This is a genomic window from Bacillus cereus, from assembly GCF_025917685.1.
Classification (GTDB): domain Bacteria; phylum Bacillota; class Bacilli; order Bacillales; family Bacillaceae_G; genus Bacillus_A; species Bacillus_A cereus_AT.
Genome location: NZ_CP089518.1, coordinates 1,838,291 through 1,857,795 on the forward strand (window position 1 = coordinate 1,838,291; position 19,505 = coordinate 1,857,795).

The following is a 19,505-nucleotide window of genomic DNA, read 5'->3' on the forward strand; positions in this document are numbered from 1 at the left end:
GTGCAGAGGATGAAAAAAATGATAGCGATATGTCTTCTTACAACTATGTCATTTTCGACTTTAGTCGGTTGTGATGTAAAAGGTAATAATACTGTACAAGAGTCTAAAATAAAGAAAGCGACGTATAAAGATTTTACTTACGATGTAAATCCAGAAACATTCACAATAACTGTAGAACATGAGGGTGTAAAGGAACAGGCATCACAACCCCTACCGAAAATGAAGGTATCGAATGTAAAAAAAGAAAAGGATCGTACATCGTGGGAATATCCAGATGAAAAAGTAAAAGTAAACTTAGAAAAGAAAAAAGACCACTTAAACATTGAAGTGGAATCGACTGGTGCGGAAAGCTTTACGTGGCCGAAAGTAGAGGCTGAAAATTATACACTTCCGTTATGGGAAGGTAAGCAAATTCCGAGCAATGATGAGAATTGGAAGAAGTTTTTAAAGGATGATGCATATTCATTTGCTGAATCATTTTCTATGAAGTTTTTTGCATTAAATGGTTCTAAATATTCGATCGTATATATTGCGAATAATATGTTTAATAATGAATTGAAATTTCATTCAAATCCAAAAATAGGGTTTGATTTCACACATGAATTCCCGAGTATAAATAAAAATAAAACATATGGCTTTCAATTATATGTGACAAATAATGATGCAGTAAGTATTGCTAAACTGTATAAGGATAATATTGTTGAAAAAGGTGAATTTAAAACATTACAAGAAAAGGCAAGAAAAAATAAAGAAATCGAAAAGCTTTATGGGGCAGCTCATTTTTACTTTTGGAATCAAAATGGTTTATCAGAAAGTAACGTAAATTGGCCGAAGCTAAGAGAGCAAATAAATAGCCCGGTGTTTAGTCATATAAAAGAGCTTATTCAAAAAAATAGTTCAGAGCCTGGGGAATTGAATGTATTTGAGCAGGTGAGTAAACAAGACTTTATCGATAAGTACCAAAAAAATGTTATTTTACGCTATACAAACGAAGTATTATCTATGAAGGAATTGTATAAAGAGGATATTTTCCCGAAAGTTAATCAGGAAGCTAGTGTGTTATTAAAGAAAGGTGTAGATCACTTATCGAAGACAGAGCTGTATAGCTTAAATAAACATTTATTAAAGTCAGTACTCGGTGATGCAGTTGAAGAAGTAAGTAAATGGGGTAAAGCAGATGGGACGGATATACTAAAGGAAATGAAAGAGGCCGGAATAGAAAAGGCGTGGATTGGTTTACCGAACTGGGAACAAGGGTTTATGCAGCCTAATTTCGTTACAGAAGCGAAGGAAATGGGATATTTAGTTGGTCCGTATGATTCTTATCATTCTATTCACGAAAAAGGGGATAAAAATTGGAACACAGCTTCCTTTACTGACCCATCATTATACGAAGAGGCTACTGTAACGAAGAAAAATGGAGAAAAGGTGCAAGGGTTTTTAGGTAGAGGGCGAAAACTAAATCCGACATTATCACTTCCTAGTGTAAAAGAGCGAATGAACGACATATTGCAAAATGGTCCTAAATATAATTCATGGTTTATCGATTGTGATGCGACAGGTGAAATTTATGATGACTATTCGGCAAAACATATAACGACACAAGAACAAGATTTAAAAGCAAGATTAAAACGAATGGATTATATTGCGCAAGAAAAAGGTATGGTAGTGGGCTCTGAGGGCGGAAATGATTTTGCGAGTAGTACGATTGCATTTGCTCATGGAATTGAAACGCCAGTTATTAAATGGGACGATGAAGATATGAGAAAAAACAAAACAAGCCCGTATTATGTAGGTGGATATTGGTCACCAAATCAAAATGTTCCCGAAAAATATGCAAAACAAGTACCGTTGAAAGAAGAATATAAACAAGTATATTTAAATCCAGTATATTCGGTACCATTATATAAATTAGTATACAACGATTCCGTTATTACAACGCACCATTGGGAATGGGGAAGTTTGAAGGTGAAAGATGAAGTTGGAAATCGTATGTTATATGAGTTATTGTATAATGTTCCTCCGTTGTACCATTTAGATGAAATAGAGTGGAATAAGCATAAAAAAGAAATTACACAGCATCTGAAAGTTTGGAATGAAGTTCATGAAAAAGCAGTAAAAGAAGAAATGACGAACTTTGCATATCTGTCAGAAGATAAGCTAGTACAATCTGCTTCATATGGAAAGGATATTAAAATTATTGTGAATTTCTCAAATGAAGATGTAGAAATAGAAAAAACGAAAATACAAGCAAAATCAGCTTTAATTAATAATAATGGGAAGCAAATGATATACACACCAAATGAGAAATAATAAGGTGAAACTTTAATCAGTGGGGGTGTTCATCTCCCACTGATTATTAGCCTTCAATCGAGCTTTTACAGGAAAAATTTCACTCTTTATTCTTACTGAAATTCGAGGCTCTTACTACCTAAATAACAGAATGGTAAATCTGTGAATTCGAATGCTTTGAAGTGTTAAATTTTTGAAGTTGATAAACAGTGACTTGCCAAAAATAAGCACGAGAGTATAATGTGAAATGGAATACATATTGGATTCATGATGTAACCTTACAAAAATGTAAGGTGATTGAAAGGAAATTCAATATGAAGATTACTAGACATACATTATACTAGGAAAAGAGAAAGAGAGGAGAATGAACATGAGCTCTGAATTAGAACAAAACACGAGAAGTAATAAAAAGCGTTCTAAAAGAAAGTCAATGAAATGGTTCATATTAATTCCATTTTTCCTACTTATTTTTGGAGGAGTAGGATATGGTTCATTTATATATAACAAAGCAAAAGCTGTTGTAAGTGATGCGTATGCAAAAATTGATAAGTCATCAAAGCGTGATAAAGAAGTTGAACCTTTAAAGGATAATATTTCAATATTAATTATGGGTGTAGATGGAAGTGAAATGAGAAAAAGCCAATATGGCGAAGCGGTTCGAACGGATGCACTTTTATTAGCAACAATTAATAAAGATGATAAGTCTGTTAAGCTAGTAAGTATTCCACGTGATTCACGTGTTTATATTCCAACTAGAAAAAAACTAGATAAAATTACTCATGCTCACGTATTTGGTGGCGTGGAAAGTACCCGAGATACGGTGGAAAGATTTTTAAATGTCCCTGTTGATTATTATGTGAAGTTTAACTTTGAATCATTCGTACAAATTGTCGATTCAATTGGTGGTATTGATATTGATGTACCAGTTACTTTCACTGAACAAGATAGTAAAGATCAAGCTGGTATGATCCATTTAGAAAAAGGTTACCAACATTTAAATGGAGAACAAGCACTTGCACTTGCAAGAACGCGTAAAATTGATAGTGATGCAATGCGTGGTCAAAGACAACAACTTGTAATTGAAGCAATTGCGAAAAAAGCTATGTCTGTTCAATCAATTAGCAAAATGGGCTCGTTACTTGATGCAGTGGATAAAAATATGAAAACAAACTTAACGTTTGATGACATGCTTGCTATTACGAAAAATATGGCTGGATCTGACTTGCAAATGGAAAAAATGCAAATTGAAGGTACTGATAAACGTATTGGTGGTATTTATTATTACATTCCAAACGAAAAAAATGTGAAAGATATTTCGAATAAGTTAAATGAGCATTTAGGTGTAACACCAAAGTCAGTTCGAAATGAATAGTAAAAAAGATTGGCCTTAGCCAATCTTTTTTTATGGGAATACAATTGTAACTTTTCTGTAACGATTTTTTATTTTAGAAAAATTATACTCATATGTATGAGAATATTGGAGAAGCAAAAAGTGTAAAAAAATACTTAAAATCTGTAGTAAGGAAAGATATCATATGCCGAAATGGATAAGCATTATGGGAATCGTCTTTATATTGACTGGATGTAAAATATCTGAAGCTCCGACGAGTTTAATGGAAGCTCCTGCAAATGAAAAGTGGATTAATGAATTAAGAGAGCAAATAGATAAAGATTTGCCTGTTAATTATCGATTGCTTACTCCAATGTCTAATAAAGATAAACAGATGATTTGGTCAATGGATTTTAAACAAGATAATAAAAAAGAAGCAATCGTCTTTTATAAATTACCGAATGAAGATCGGAGTATATATTTAGCTATTTATGCGGAAAGCAGCAAGGGCTGGAAACTAAAGTCCACTCATACATTTGATGGTGAGGATATAGATATCGTTAAAGTCGGTGATTTTACAGGGAACGGGAAGCGGGAGTTATTAATTGGAATCTCTGTAAGTCGTGAATCTTTAGAACATGTAATGTATGCTTTTTCGGAAGAAAATGATGATATGAAGGAGATTTATAATCGGCAATATACGAAGTTATTTATAGAGGATTTAAATAAAAATGGCCTTAATGATATAAGTCTTGTTACTTATAAAAAAGATGAGCAATTGAAAGTTGAGCTCATTGAGCAGTTTAATACAATGTCAGAAGTTACATTTGATCCTTATATAAATAGTATTCAAAGAATACAAATGGGACGTATTTCTAACACGTCAAAGGCAGTTGTAATTGATGCAGGAGTGGGGGCTCATTCAGGTATAACATATGTAGCGAAATTTGATAAGGATCATTATGAGGGACTACCTATAGACGGGAAAGAAGATTTATTTAATGATTATGTTGTGGAAAGTAAAGACGTTAATGAAGACGGCATTATTGAATTTGTTCGTACTGTGCGTCCAAAAGGTTGGGAAGAGGTATCGTATGGAGAGAGCACAATGTTTGAACGTTATATACAGTGGAGTGAAGAGGGAATTAAACCGATAGAAGAAAGATATGTCAATATAGATAAAGGTTATTTTATCAAAATCCCTCAAGAGCTAATTGGAAAAATAACTGTCCCAGTTCAGCAAGAAGCATCGGATGTTCAAAAATTTATGGATGTAACTACAAATAAAATATGGCTTGAAGTCCATATTTTTAAGCGGAAAGAATGGTTCAAAATAAAAGGATACGAGGCAGCAGTTAAAACGGCTTCTCACGTATATGCAGTACCGAAGCAGTCTAAATTTGAAAAAGTAAAAGCATATATAAAACCGCTAGCGGATTATCAACAAGAGTAGGGAGGTGGGAATTATGTCAGCAATTTTAGTTTTAGAAGATGAAATACCAATCCGTAGCTTTATTGTCTTAAATTTGAAACGTGCTGGATTTTATGTATTAGAAGCTAGTACTGGAGAAGAAGCGTTACAGATTTTAAGTGAACATACTGTTGATGTAGCGGTACTTGATGTTATGTTACCGGGGATTGATGGTTTTCAAGTATGTAAAGCTATCCGGGAAGAAAATAAAAAAATGGGCATTATTATGTTAACAGCGCGTGTACAAGATGAAGATAAAGTACAGGGGCTAGGAATTGGTGCAGATGATTATATCGCAAAGCCGTTTAGTCCAGTAGAATTAATTGCACGTATACAATCTTTATTAAGAAGGATAGAAGTACATGAAGAAACAACGAATACAATCACGTCTGGTCCGTTTTCGTTAAATATCATAGAAGAAAGATTATATAAAGGTGGACAATTAGTTGATTTAACCCCTACAGAGTACATGATACTACAGTATTTAATGAATCAGGCTTCGAAGCCGGTTTCGCGTGATGAAATTTTAAATATGATTTGGGGAACTAATTACGTAGGCGAGACGAAAGTAGTCGATGTAAATATGAGACGGTTACGTCAAAAGATAGAATATAATCCGTCAGAACCAGAGTTTATCCATACTGTGTGGGGAAAAGGATATGTGTGGAAGGAAACTATAAGATGAGACGGAAAGTGACTTTATATTTTATGACGGTCATTACACTAATGCTTGTATTATTTGAAGTAGCATTTTCAGTTTCAATTTATCGATATTATTATAATAGTATTGTGCAATATGTTGAATCTCATGCAAAGACAAGTACACGTTTTTTCTCGGAATACAATTCACTATATTTTATTCGATTGCAAGAATATAGTGGAGAAATAATTGAGAGTTTCCAATTAGAAGGAACGGAATTACAATTGATGGATCGTCACGGTACGATTATACAGTCGTCCAGTGGACAAAAGGTAGAAGGTAAAGTAGTTATTCCGTATTCTTTACTAGAAGGGGAAATGTATCATCAAGTTACTACTACGAAAGATAACGTGAAACAGTTAGAAGTGTTTAGTCCACTTATTCATCAAGGACAAACTATCGGTGTTTTGAAATATATGACTGTTTTAACGGATGTAAATGCAAAGATTATTGAAATTATTATGTTTACTATTTCAGTTGGAATTGTCATCTCAGGTATCGTATTTTTAATAAGTAGACGATTGGCGAATTCGTTTGTGAAACCTCTCGAATCTATTATTCATGCTTCTTCGCAAATTGCAGAAGGTACATTAAAGGAGCAAATTAAAGAAGATTATCCTGGTGAATTAGGTGAGTTAGCACATAGTTTAAATTATATGGCCGATAAAATAGAAAAAGCTGAGCAAATGAAAAATGAATTTATTGCCTCTATTTCGCATGAAATACGAACACCTTTAACAGGAATTAAAGGGTGGAGTGAGACGTTAAAAACAGTAGATCATTTAACAGATGAAGAAATAAAGCAAGGTATGGGAATTATTTCAGGTGAAACAGACCGATTGATATATTTAGTAGAAGAGTTACTAGATTTTTCAAGATTGCAGTCAAATCATTTTAATTTATATAAACAAAAAGTGCAATTGTACGATATACTAGAAGAGACGATTTGGCAATTAACTCCTAAATCAGAAGAGAAACAGATTCAACTAGTTGCTAATTTAGAACGAGTAGAACTAGTAGGAGATCAAAATAGATTAAAACAAGTTTTTCTAAATATTATTCATAATGCTATTAAATATTCAAATGAAAAAGGTACAATTTACATTGAAGCGGCCAAAAGTGAAGGAAAAGCCGTGATTAAGGTGACAGATCAAGGTATTGGAATTGCTAAAGAACATCTACCGTTTATAGAGCAGTCATTTTATCAGATTAATAACCATATTGAAGGCGCAGGTATTGGATTAGCTATCGTCAAAAAAATGGTGGATCTTCATGGTGGTACGCTTAGTATTACAAGTAGAGAAAGAGTAGGAACAACAATTTTGATAACACTCCCACTATAATTTTTACATAAAGTATGTTTATATAGTGTAATAAAAATAAATAGATGTATAATTATATTGGGTGATTTATATATGAGATTAATAGGGAGAGGAATTCGATAGAATGGAAAAGGCTTTTAAAATTAAACAAGTAGTAGTTGTTATAATAGCGATTGCAACAGTAGCTATTGGGTATTTTATGTTTCAATCAATTACTTCACCAGCAAAAGCTGTTGCGAAACAAGAAAATGTAATACAGCTTGCAAGTGAACAACCGAAAGTTGAAATGAATAAAACGGCACCAAGTCGTTTTAATGGACAGGAAAGAAAAGTTGCTTACCTTACATTTGATGATGGGCCAGGAAAATATACGGCTGAATTATTGAATATGTTAAAACAGCATGATGCGAAGGCGACATTCTTTTTAATTGGTGCGAATGTGAAACAGTTTCCTGATTTAGTAAAACGTGAAAATGCAGAAGGACATTATGTTGGAATGCATAGTATGACACACAATTTTGCGAAGTTATATAAAAATGGCGAGTATGTTAATGAAATGAAAGAAGATCAAGGCTTAATCGCAAATATTATTGGGAAAGCCCCTAAATTAACACGTCCTCCATACGGATCGATGCCTGGTTTAAATGAAGGTCTCCGAAATAAAGTAGTTGAGGATGGTTTAAAAGTGTGGGACTGGACAATTGATTCTTTAGACTGGAAATACAATAAAGTACCAGTTGATGCAGCGGCAGCGCAAATCGCTCAAAATGTATTAGCTGGTGCAACAAAACCGCAAGAGGTCATTTTAATGCATGACATTCACCCGCAATCAGTTGCTGCTGTACCAGCAATTTTAAAGGGTCTAAAAGAAAAAGGTTATGAATTTGAAGCATACCATGAAGAGAATCACTTCCCAGTGAATTTCTGGCACGATAACCGTATGTAATTGGAGGAATTGAAGTTGAAGTATGGAAAAGTAGCAGTAGTTGGAGCATTATCAGTAGGATTATTATCAGGTTGTTTCGGTGAAAAACCAGAAGAAAATTTATATACGGCTTTTGAAACAGCAGCGACACAAGAAAAATCGTTAGCTGATGATACGAAAAAGTTAGAGCAATTAGAAAAGCAAGGGCAAGAACTATATTCTCAAATTTTACAAGAGGGTAAAGAACATAATGAAGCAGTCACGAAGAAGATAGAGGAAGCTACTGCAAATGTAAATGAACGTGAGAAAGTATTGAAAAACGAGAAAGAACTGTTAGAGAAAGCTCAGAAGGAGACGAAATCAGTTCAAAGCAATATAGAGAAGCTTGAAGATAAGAAATTACAAAAACAAGCTAAAGCAGTAGAAGAGTCGTATAAAAACCGTTATGAAGCATTCCAAAAAATGAATGAGGATTACACGAAGGCGTTAGCGAATGAAAAAGAGCTGTATGAAAAATTAAAAGTAAAAGAAACGAAGTTAAAAGAAATTGGTGAAAAAGTTAAAACTGTTAATGAGTTAAATGTGGAAGCTCAAAAGGCGAAAGAACAATTTAACAAACATACAAAAGAGTATAATGACAGTAAATTAGCATTTTACAAAGATGCACAGATTAAGATTAAAGAACAGAAATAAAGGAGTATCTTAATCTCGATAAAAAACTATAGAAAAAGCCGAAAAAACATTGTAATAAAAATGTTTTTTCGGCTTTTGTTGCTGGATGAATAGAAAAGACTGGAATTGATATCATAAAAGAGTTATAGTGTATTATTCGAAGGAAAACATTGTAAAGTAAGGAGAATGAAATATGTCATATGAATTTTTATTCAAATTAGGCTTAGCACTCTTTTTAGGATTATTCATCGGGATAGATAGGCAGCTAAAGAATAAACCGCTTGGTGTGAAAACGAGTATGGTTATTTCTGTAGCAAGTTGTTTAATTACAATGGTTTCAATTGAATCTGTAAATGTATATTCTGTACCGGGTCATACGAATATGGATCCAATGCGATTAGCTGCCCAAATTGTTAGTGGTATCGGTTTTCTTGGAGCGGGGGTAATTTTACGAAGAAGTAATGACGTTATTTCAGGGTTAACGACTGCGTCTATGGTATGGGCCGCTTCTGCACTAGGTATTGCAATTGGGGCAGGATTTTATATACAAGCGACGGTTGCTATGATTTTAATCATTTTAGCAATTAACGTACTTCCTCAAATTGTGAAAATTGCAGGCCCGTATTCATTAAGACAAAAGGACTTATCTATAAAAATTACTGTAAAAGAGCATCAAGAATTAGATGGTATATTTAAGCAAATAAAAAATTTAGGTATGCATGTGAAACGAGTGAAAATTAAAGATATTGATAATGGAGCATTTCAGCAATTGGAGATGGTTATTTTAGCTCCAGAAGATTTATATACAACTGAGTTATACAGTTCTCTAAAAGAGATTGATCGTGTTGTCTCAGTTGAAGTTGAAAGTAGATAAAAAAGAGTGAAGTGAATTCACTCTTTTTTATTTGGATTTTTAAGGAAAAAAATTGATATAATGAGGAGTAAACAAGGGGGAGAAAATGATGGAGGTACATATTAGAAGAGCGATAAAAGATGATATATCAGCTATAGAAAAGGTACACGCTGATAGTTGGAAAACAACGTATAAAGGGATATTCGCTAATGAAATTTTAGATAATATAACATATGAACAACGAGAAAAACAGTGGGAAAGCATTTTTCAAAAAGAAGGTAATCATCAATTTAGATTTGTAGCAGAGACATTAAATGGAACTATAATCGGATTCATTGATGGGGGAGTTGAAAGGAGCGGTACATATAATTGTGATGGGGAATTATATGCAATTTACCTTTTACAACAGTATCAAGGACTGAAAATAGGCCAAAAGTTATTTCAAGCATTGCTATCAGAATGTATAAAAAATGATATGCAATCTCTTTTAGTTTGGGTCGTTACTAATAATTCTTGTAAAACGTTTTATGAAAAATTTAACCCTGAAAAAATTGATAAGAAATTTTTAGAGAGAGTACAGGTAGAAGAAACAGCGTATTGCTGGAGAGATTTGAATATTTTATATAAAAAATTACAGGATTCAATATAAAATAATAATATTATGTAAACAAGCAAGCAGGTATACGTTTAGTATACCTGCTTGCTTGTTTTGGATCGATAATAATGAAAAATGCAGAAAATATTAAGTAATTAGTTTGAAAGGAAGATATTTTTAATCATGTTTTTAATGAGATTAAAGATATGTTGAAAAATAATAAAAATTCGGTCAGATGAAAAAATTCTGAAACATACCCTTGAATTGATAATGATATTCAATTAGAATCATAATTGATAATGATATTCAATTATTGTTTATTAAATAAAATTTCGATAGCTTTAATATAAAGAGGAGGACCAGTATGCAGCATGCGAAACAAATCGCAGAACATGCAACAATACAAAGCTTTTTAAACTGTTATTTAAGAGAAACAGGGAGTGGAGAATGGATTACAGAGGATGAAAGAATGGAAAGTATCTTCAGTAATACGTTAAATAGAGATACAGTCCTCACATATTTATGTTGTCGGTTATCAGCACAGAACGTTACTTTGTATGGAGAAGTTTTATATAAATCATCAACAGATCGCCATTTGTTTGGAGAACAGTTTTATTATCAAATTGGAGAGTGCAAAACTGTTATAAAAGCAGATTATGTTACAGTTATTACGTTTTTAATAAAAGAGATGTCTATCAACTATGGAGAAGGTACGAATCCTGCTGAACTTATGCTTCGAGTCATTCGTAGTTGCCAAAATATTGAGGAATTTACAAAAGGTAGAACAGAAGATACATCTGCATTATATGGTTTCCATACAACTTTTATAGAAGCGGAGCAGTCTTTATTATTTGGGCATTTAACTCATCCTACCCCAAAGAGTAGACAGGGTATATTGGATTGGAAAAGTGCAATGTATTCTCCAGAATTAAAAGGAGAATGTCAGCTTCATTATTTTCGGGCACATAAAAGTATAGTAAATGAAAAATCGTTATTATCAGATTCTACAACAACAATTATAAAAGAAGAATTAAGTAATGATGAGATAGTTAGTAAGGAATTTATAGAGAAGTACTGTAAGGAAGATGGGTATTCATTAATTCCTATTCATCCGCTTCAAGCAGAATGGCTATTACACCAATCTTACGTACAGGATTGGATAGATCAAGAATTGCTTGAGTATGTTGGTCCTATAGGCAAGTATTATATGGCAACATCATCACTGAGAACGCTATATCATCCTGATTCGAAGTATATGCTTAAGTTTTCATTTCCAGTGAAAGTAACGAATTCAATGCGTATTAATAAATTGAAAGAACTTGAGAGTGGTCTTGAAGGGAAGGAAATGTTAAATACGGCAATTGGTGAAGTACGAGAAAGGTTTCCAGGTTTTGATTTTATTTGTGACCCAGCCTTTATTACATTAAATTATGGGACACAAGAATCTGGATTTGAAGTGATTATTCGAGAGAATCCTTTTTATAGTGAACATGCAAATGACGCTACATTAATTGCTGGGTTAGTTCAAGACGCTATACCTGGAGAACGTAATCGTTTATCGAATATCATCCATCGCCTAGCAGATTTAGAAAGTAGAAGCTGTGAAGAGGTAAGTTTAGAGTGGTTTAGACGATATATGAATATTTCTTTAAAGCCGATGGTATGGATGTATTTACAGTATGGAGTTGGATTAGAGGCACATCAGCAAAATAGCGTTGTTCAGCTAAAGGATGGTTATCCAGTAAAATATTATTTCCGTGATAATCAAGGGTTTTATTTCTGTAATTCAATGAAAGAGATACTTAATAATGAGCTAGCTGGTATTGGAGAACGTACTGGAAATTTATATGACGATTATATTGTAGATGAAAGGTTTCGTTACTATTTAATTTTTAATCATATGTTTGGACTTATTAACGGTTTTGGTACAGCAGGGTTAATTAAGGAGGAAATTCTACTTTCTGAATTAAGGTCTGTACTCGAATCATTCCTTCCATATAACCGGGAACCTTCTACATTTTTAAGAGAATTGTTGGACGAGGATAAGTTGGCATGCAAAGCGAATTTGCTAACGAGATTTTTCGATGTCGATGAGTTAAGTAATCCGTTAGAGCAAGCTATTTATGTACAAGTACATAATCCGCTCGTTAGAGAAGTGGCTGTTCGTTCCTAAATAGCGTTAAAATTTCACGTAATACAAATAATGGAATTTCGTAATAAAGTGGAGGGATTTATGAGAGTGGACATGTATCACACGAAAATATTGAGGGCACTCGAATCAGAAGATTACATTTCAGTGCGAAGAAGGGTGTTACGTCAATTAGTAGAATCGTTAATTTATGAGGGGATTATAACGCCAGTTCGTGTTGAGAAGGAAGGACAAATTCTGTTTATTATACAAGGACTTGATGAAGAAGACAAAAGTGTTTCGTACCAATGTTATGGAAGAGAGCGGATGACATTCGGTCGTATTTCTTTAGACTCATTAATAGTAAGAGTCCAAGATGAACAACAAGAAATACAATCTGTGTCGCAATTTTTGGAAGAAATTTTTCGAGTTGTTAACGTGGAACAAGCCAGATTAGATTCTTTTATTCACGAATTAGAACAAACGATATTTAAAGACACGATTGCACAATATGAAAGAGATAATAAGGAAGAATACACTCAAAAATCTTATGATGAGTTTGAAAGTCATTTAATAGATGGTCATCCCTATCATCCTAGTTATAAAGCACGTATCGGTTTTCAATATCGTGACAATTTTCAATACGGATATGAGTTTATGCAGCCAATGAAACTCATATGGATTGCAGCTCATAAAAAATACTCAAGTGTAGGTTATAAAAATGAAGTGACTTATGACAACATTTTAATAGAGGAGATTGGAGAGCGTAAATTAGAAGAGTATTTGGAACGAATTCATAATGTGGGATGTAATCCAAAACAGTACGTGTTTATACCTGTTCATCCATGGCAGTGGGAGAATTTCATTATCCCGAATTATGCTGATCATATACAGGATAAATTTATTATTTATTTAGGAAAATCAGAGGATGAATATTGTGCGCAACAATCTATGAGGACGTTAAGAAATGTTACGAATCCAAAGAAACCATATGTAAAGTTATCGCTGAATATACTCAACACTTCAACGCTCCGTACGTTAAAACCATATTCTGTTGTGAGTGCACCAGCTATATCGAATTGGTTACATGATGTCGTAAGCAATGATTCGTATTTACGAGATGAATCGCGCATAATTTTGTTACATGAGTTTTCGAGTGTAACGTATGATACGAATAAGAAATCTGTATATGGTTCATTAGGATGTATTTGGCGTGAAAGCGTTCGTAAGTATTTGGATACTCAAGAGGATGCAATTCCCTTTAATGGCTTATATGCAAAAGAGAAAGATGGGACACCAATTATTGATCCATGGTTAAACAAATATGGAATAGAAAATTGGCTGCAATTACTCATTCGAAAAGCGATAATACCTGTTTTACATCTTGTTATAGAGCATGGAATTGCATTAGAATCCCACGGTCAAAATATGATTTTCGTCCATAGAGAAGGGATCCCTGTCCGTATTGCACTAAAAGATTTTCATGAAGGGCTGGAGTTTTATCGTCCATTTTTGAAAGAAATCGAAAAAAGTCCTGACTTTACTAAAATGCATAAAACATATGCGAATGGTCAAAAAAATGATTTCTTTGAAATGGACCGTATTGAATGTTTGCAAGAAATGGTTTTAGATGCGCTGTTCTTGTTCAATCTAGGTGAACTGGCTTTCGTGCTGGCAGATGAGTATCAATTGAAAGAGGAACAATTTTGGATCATTCTTGTTGAAGAAATAGAAAATCATTTTGAAAGATTTTCGCATCTGAAAGAACGTTTTGAAGCATTACAATTATATGCACCTACATTTCATGCAGAGCAATTAACGAAGCGGCGCTTATATATGGATGTGGAATCACTTGTTCATGAAGTTCCAAATCCGTTGTATAGTGCAAAGCAACTTACAATACAAAAATCAGTTGTTACAGGGGGAAATCATGCTAATCGTTAATAAACAAGAATTTAGCAAAAATGATTTTGAATTGAGATTACAAGGTTACGAGGGAGTGGAACAATTTCAAGAAGCAAAAGGAAATAGATTTGCACTTTGTCTGAAAAATCCATTCGATATTATTACGCTTGTGTTTTTCCTAAAAGTAAAAAGAGCATCTGTACTACTTATTCATGAAGATACGCCAAAGGATACAGCTATTGAAATAGCAGAGCGTGCAAAGTGTACTGCACTTTTATACGGAGAAAGTAACGATTTTACAAAATTAGAAGTTCCAAATCTGTTACAAGAAGAACCGTCTTTATTACAATATAGTTCAGGCACAACAGGAGAGCCAAAACTAATTCGTAGAGCATGGACGGAAATTGAAACGGAAATTGCTGCTTACAATGAAGCTTTAAAATGTGAAGAAGACGAAGTTCCAATTGTAATGGCTCCAGTTTCACATTCATATGGATTAATTTGTGGTACGTTATCAGCAATTACGAGAGGTAGCAAACCTATAATCATTACAAATAAAAACCCTAAATTCGCATTAAATATAGTTCGTAATACCGAAAAACATATCATATATGCAGTACCACTTATGCTACATATTATGGGGAGTTTTCCGCAAGGGACTTTTCAGTTTCATAAAATTATGACATCAGGGTCACCATTACCAGAAACGCTATTTTATAAGTTAAAAGGAATGACGAAATATATGATGCAGCAGTACGGCTGTTCTGAAGCTGGTTGCATTAGTATATGTCATGCTATGGAAACACATTTAGATTTAGGAAAACCACTTCCTCATGTAAGTATTAACATAGGTTCAAATGAAGATGAACCTGAAGAAATCGTAGTGAAAATTGCTGGAAAGGAGATTTATACAAAAGATTTAGGGTATAAATCTGAGCAAGGCCTTCATTTTATGGGGCGAATGGATGATGTTATTAATGTATCCGGTTTAAAGGTATTTCCTATAGAAGTGGAGGAAACGATGCTTCGATTAGAAGGTATTCAGGAGGCAATTGTATATCGCGGGAAGCATCCTGTGATGGGAGAAATAGTAAAAGCAAAAGTAGTCTCTCGTATTGAACCAGTACAAATAAGAGAATGGTGCATACAGCATTTACCGTCTTATAAAGTGCCGTATGAAATTGAAAATGTAGCAGAGATTCCGAAAAATAAAACAGGGAAAGTAAGTCGGAAGTTATTAGAGATGGGAGAGATGACACCATGAGTCGTGAAATGTTAAAAGAAGCAGTTTTAAGCATTATGAGAGAAAAAATGGAACTGAAAAATGTAACGCATTTAGAAGAAACGATGCATTTAAATCAAGATTTATATATAGATTCGGTAATGATGTTACAGCTCATAGTATACATAGAAATGGATTTAAAGTTATGCGTTCCAGAGGATGAGATAGACCCAAAGGCGTTTCTTACTGTAGGATCTTTGCTCGATTTTATGGAAGATTTGCAGCCGTTACACGAAGTAAATGTGAATAACTAACCTTTAGGAAAGTGGATGAGAGTATGACTTCAATTAAAGTTCACTGTTTAGTGAGTTGTTTTTGTGAAATTATAAAAAGGCGTAGCGATATAGATTACCGTCCATTTTATTTCGGATTATGGGATGGAGATTTTGATATAACAGAAGGCGGGATTATTTCTTATCATTCCGAAAACATTAACCATGATAACTACTTGCTCTGGTATGAAAAATTGTATGGTATTAAAGTGAACGAATGGTACGATCATTCAAAAGATAAGAGTATCAATGTAGAAACATTTTTAGAATTAGTAGAAAATAAACCGGAAAATCGTTACGTAATTGTAATGGTTGATATGTCTTTATTGCCTGAGAGAGAAAATAAATTTCATCAAAAACCGTTTCCGCATTACTTAATGATATCGAAGACAGAGAAAGAAGACGAATGGTTCATGCTTGATCCTGATTTTCGCTGGGAAGGGAATATGGAAAGAGAAGAAGTGCTCCATTCTGTTAAAGGCAACCCATTTGGTGGAGGCTATTTCATTGATATAGAAGGAATTCAGGAGCCAACACAAGAGATGGTAGAAAGTTATTTCATGGAGACATTCAAAAAGGATGATAATGAGCTAACTATGGAATTAAAAAAATTAATAATAAAAATGGTAAATGAAGAGGATGGGTATTCACTTTCCGGGCTTGTAGCGGCAGTAAAGCAAATACCCGTATTAGCAATACGTAAATATAGCTATGAACATGCCTTTGCATACTTCCGTGAAACTTTACAATATTCGGAGCAAGAATTTGATTATTGGTGTGATCGAGTGGAAGAGATTGTACAAGGATTTACAAATGTACAGTACCGTGCTATTAAAATGGCAATGACAAAAAATAAAGATATGTTATTAGCGATTGTTGGAAAACTTGATGAAATGAATACAATTGAACTGCAGATTAAGAATGAATTAGAAAAACAGTTTCTGTCATGGAAAGATATGAAAAACAAATCAGTCTGTTTTAACTAATATAAGTTCATTGAATTTAAGATAAGGGAGTTCAAACCTATGAAATATTCGCTATGTACAATTTCATTTCGCCATCAATTAATTTCATTTACTGATATTGTTCAATTTGCATATGAAAACGGTTTTAAAGGAATTGAGTTGTGGGGGACTCATGCACAAAATTTATATATACAAGAGCGTGAAACGACAGAACGAGAAATAGATTGTTTAAAGGATAAAAATTTAGAGGTCACGATGATAAGTGATTACTTGGACATATCATTATCCGCAGATTTTCAAAAAACGATGGAAAAATGTGAACAGCTGGTAACACTAGCTAATTGGTTTAATACAAATAAAATTCGTACGTTTGCCGGGCAAAAAGGTAGTGAGGATTTCTCGGGGCAAGAGAGAGTAGAGTATGTGAAGCGAATTCGCATGATTTGTGATCAATTTTCCCAGCATAATATGTATGTACTATTAGAAACACATCCAAACACGTTAACGGATACTTTACCGTCTACTGTGAAATTGTTAGAAGAAGTAAATCATCCATATTTGAAAATAAACCTAGATTTTCTTCATATATGGGAATCTGGTGCAGACCCGATAGATAGTTTCCAGCGACTAAAGCCGTGGATACAACATTACCATTTTAAGAATATATCATCGGCGGAGTATTTACACGTGTTTGAATCAAATAATGTATATGCCGCTGCTGGAAGTCGTATAGGAATGGTTCCATTATTTGAAGGTATAGTAAATTATGATGAAATCATCCGGGAAGTGAGAGATACTGAACATTTTGCTTCACTTGAGTGGTTTGGACATAATGCGAAGGATATATTAAAAGAAGAAATGAGAGCATTAACGAATAAAAAATTAGAAGTAGTAACTTCATAAGGTGAAATGATGAAAGAGTCTCGTTTAGGAGACTCTTTTATTTTATAAATAACCAAAAATTACCATGTATTTAATTTTGGATTTGATACAATTTAATATATATAAGGAGGTGATCGGTAATGGCTAGAAATCGTAACGCTAATCAATTAGCATCACATGGAGCACAAGCAGCTCTAGATCAAATGAAATATGAAATTGCACAAGAGTTTGGTGTACAACTTGGAGCTGATACTTCTTCACGTGCAAACGGTTCTGTAGGTGGTGAAATTACAAAACGCCTTGTAGCGATGGCAGAACAACAGCTTGGTGGCGGATATACTCGCTAAATGTAGAAGGTTATAGGAGAAAGGAAGGATTCTTCCTTTCTTTTTTATTTATTTTCAAGTAATTGGTATGGATATATTGTGAACAGGATTCAAAGAATAAGAGTAATGCTATATTTTATCCAATTTCTTTTGTTGTAAATGGAATGTAGTAAAGATGAAATAGCCCTGGTGGAATGTGAACATAATTTCCAGCAGGGCTATTATATGGTAAGAAATATATGATGAAAGGTTCCGAAATCAACATGTTAAAAAAAGAAAACTGTTGTTTAATTGCACTTGCATCAGTTCCACTTGTTATGACGTTAGGTAATTCAATGCTTATTCCAATCCTGCCAACCATTGAAAAGAAATTACATATTTCATCTTTCCAAGTATCCATGATAATTACAATTTATTCTATCATTGCAATTATACTCATACCGATTGCTGGTTATTTATCAGATAGATGGGGACGAAAGATGGTAATGGTTCCAAGTTTATTAATTGCAGCTATTGGAGGAGCGATAACGGGCTGGGTATCATGGAAAGTTGATAATCCTTACGTTTGGATTCTTATCGGAAGAGCGATTCAAGGGATCGGTGCTGCTGGTGCTATGCCAGTTGTGATACCATGTGTAGGTGATTTATACAAAGATGAAAAACAGGTTAGTGCAGGCTTAGGAATCATTGAGACGTCAAATACATTTGGAAAAGTATTGAGTCCCATATTAGGATCAGCTCTTGCGGCAATTGTATGGTTCTTACCATTTTGGGCAATCCCAGTTTTATGTGTAATATCGATTGTTTTATTATTGGTGCTAGTAAAGGCGAAGAAGCAAGAAGAAGAAGTCCCGCCATTGAAAGAGTTTGTTCAATCTATTATCTCTACGTTTCGGGAAAAGGGAAGATGGTTAATTGCCATTTTTATATTAGGTGCAATTATTATGCTTATTTTATTCGGAATCCTTTTTTATCTGTCAACTATACTGGAGTCGAAGTACGAAATTCATGGTATATGGAAAGGGTGTGTACTCGCTATTCCTTTGCTTGTACTATCACTTAGCTCATATATGGCTGGTAAAAAAATTGGAGATAAACAAGATATTATGAAAAAGTGTATTTATATTGGATTTTTACTGGCTGCTGTATCGGTCTTCTTACCTTTATTCCTAAAAGGAATCTATTTACTAGTTCTTTGTCTTGTTATTATGGGGATTGGAATAGGTATTGCACTACCTTGTTTAGATGCTCTACTTACACAAGGAATTGAAAAAGAGCAGAGAGGAACAGTTACGTCATTTTATAGTTCAATGCGATTTATCGGTGTAGCAGCTGGACCACCCCTTTATTCTTTTTTTATGAAAGGGACGGATCATGAAGTGTTTTATTTAACAAGTATTTTCGCTATTATTGGTGCCGTCATAGCAATCATTTGGATTAAACCAGCAAAAGATACAATGATGGTAAAACAAAAACCGGAACCGACTTCATAATTAGAAAGAGAATTGTATGCTATGTAATTAGCATGCGGTTCTCTTTGTCTGCTATTTGTGGGCTAATAATCAGTGGGGAAACCCCCACTGAT

General features: G+C 33.7%; 17 protein-coding genes. All 17 read left to right on the forward strand.

Annotation, left to right across the window (positions count from 1 at the left end):
• Positions 1–9 precede the first annotated feature (9 nt).
• The 17 genes from LUS72_RS09560 to LUS72_RS09640 all read left to right on the forward strand — a co-directional run bounded on the left by LUS72_RS09560 (position 10) and on the right by LUS72_RS09640 (position 19,413).
• On the forward strand, positions 10–2,313 hold the full coding sequence (locus tag LUS72_RS09560) for a glycoside hydrolase (protein WP_097829795.1): 2,304 nt from the start codon (positions 10–12) through the stop codon (positions 2,311–2,313).
• A 349-nt stretch (positions 2,314–2,662) separates the two neighbouring features.
• The gene (locus LUS72_RS09565) at positions 2,663–3,664 is read left to right on the forward strand and encodes an LCP family protein (protein ID WP_097829794.1); all 1,002 of its coding nucleotides are present in this window, start codon (positions 2,663–2,665) and stop codon (positions 3,662–3,664) included.
• A gap of 163 nt (positions 3,665–3,827) precedes the next feature.
• The gene (locus LUS72_RS09570) at positions 3,828–5,075 is read left to right on the forward strand and encodes a hypothetical protein (protein ID WP_264448848.1); all 1,248 of its coding nucleotides are present in this window, start codon (positions 3,828–3,830) and stop codon (positions 5,073–5,075) included.
• Positions 5,076–5,088: 13 nt separating this feature from the next.
• Positions 5,089–5,778, forward strand: coding sequence for a response regulator transcription factor (locus LUS72_RS09575; protein WP_097829792.1), 690 nt, complete (start codon positions 5,089–5,091; stop codon positions 5,776–5,778).
• On the forward strand, positions 5,775–7,136 hold the full coding sequence (locus LUS72_RS09580; RefSeq protein ID WP_264448849.1) for a sensor histidine kinase: 1,362 nt from the start codon (positions 5,775–5,777) through the stop codon (positions 7,134–7,136). Before LUS72_RS09575 ends, LUS72_RS09580 begins: the two co-directional genes overlap by 4 nt.
• 103 nt (positions 7,137–7,239) lie before the next feature.
• Positions 7,240–8,061: a peptidoglycan-N-acetylglucosamine deacetylase gene (locus LUS72_RS09585; protein WP_071745654.1), complete on the forward strand. Its 822-nt coding sequence runs from the start codon at positions 7,240–7,242 to the stop codon at positions 8,059–8,061.
• 15 nt (positions 8,062–8,076) lie between these two features.
• Positions 8,077–8,733 (forward strand): YkyA family protein, encoded by a 657-nt coding sequence (locus tag LUS72_RS09590; RefSeq protein WP_071745653.1) that lies wholly within the window; start codon positions 8,077–8,079, stop codon positions 8,731–8,733.
• 172 nt (positions 8,734–8,905) lie between these two features.
• Positions 8,906–9,586, forward strand: a complete 681-nt coding sequence (locus LUS72_RS09595) for an MgtC/SapB family protein (RefSeq protein ID WP_000119498.1) — start codon at positions 8,906–8,908, stop codon at positions 9,584–9,586.
• 88 nt (positions 9,587–9,674) lie between these two features.
• Positions 9,675–10,214 carry a GNAT family N-acetyltransferase gene (locus tag LUS72_RS09600; protein WP_264448850.1) on the forward strand — a complete coding sequence of 180 codons (540 nt, stop codon included), beginning with the start codon at positions 9,675–9,677 and terminating at the stop codon, positions 10,212–10,214.
• A 310-nt stretch (positions 10,215–10,524) separates the two neighbouring features.
• The gene (locus LUS72_RS09605) at positions 10,525–12,333 is read left to right on the forward strand and encodes an IucA/IucC family protein (RefSeq protein ID WP_264448851.1); all 1,809 of its coding nucleotides are present in this window, start codon (positions 10,525–10,527) and stop codon (positions 12,331–12,333) included.
• A 60-nt stretch (positions 12,334–12,393) separates the two neighbouring features.
• On the forward strand, positions 12,394–14,232 hold the full coding sequence (locus LUS72_RS09610) for an IucA/IucC family protein (RefSeq protein ID WP_264448852.1): 1,839 nt from the start codon (positions 12,394–12,396) through the stop codon (positions 14,230–14,232).
• Positions 14,219–15,457, forward strand: a complete 1,239-nt coding sequence (locus LUS72_RS09615) for an AMP-binding protein (protein WP_097829787.1) — start codon at positions 14,219–14,221, stop codon at positions 15,455–15,457. The genes LUS72_RS09610 and LUS72_RS09615 overlap by 14 nt, the downstream gene beginning before the upstream one ends.
• Positions 15,454–15,729: a petrobactin biosynthesis protein AsbD gene (asbD, locus tag LUS72_RS09620; protein ID WP_097829786.1), complete on the forward strand. Its 276-nt coding sequence runs from the start codon at positions 15,454–15,456 to the stop codon at positions 15,727–15,729. The genes LUS72_RS09615 and asbD overlap by 4 nt, the downstream gene beginning before the upstream one ends.
• Before the next feature lie 23 nt (positions 15,730–15,752).
• Positions 15,753–16,733 carry a DUF6005 family protein gene (locus tag LUS72_RS09625; RefSeq protein WP_141533548.1) on the forward strand — a complete coding sequence of 327 codons (981 nt, stop codon included), beginning with the start codon at positions 15,753–15,755 and terminating at the stop codon, positions 16,731–16,733.
• A 39-nt stretch (positions 16,734–16,772) separates the two neighbouring features.
• Entirely contained in the window at positions 16,773–17,615 is an 843-nt protein-coding gene (locus LUS72_RS09630; RefSeq protein WP_264448853.1) for a sugar phosphate isomerase/epimerase family protein, read from the forward strand.
• Between the two features lie 119 nt (positions 17,616–17,734).
• On the forward strand, positions 17,735–17,941 hold the full coding sequence (locus LUS72_RS09635) for an alpha/beta-type small acid-soluble spore protein (RefSeq protein ID WP_000113539.1): 207 nt from the start codon (positions 17,735–17,737) through the stop codon (positions 17,939–17,941).
• 221 nt (positions 17,942–18,162) lie between these two features.
• Positions 18,163–19,413: a bacillibactin exporter BcbE gene (locus tag LUS72_RS09640; protein WP_097829783.1), complete on the forward strand. Its 1,251-nt coding sequence runs from the start codon at positions 18,163–18,165 to the stop codon at positions 19,411–19,413.
• Positions 19,414–19,505 lie beyond the last annotated feature (92 nt).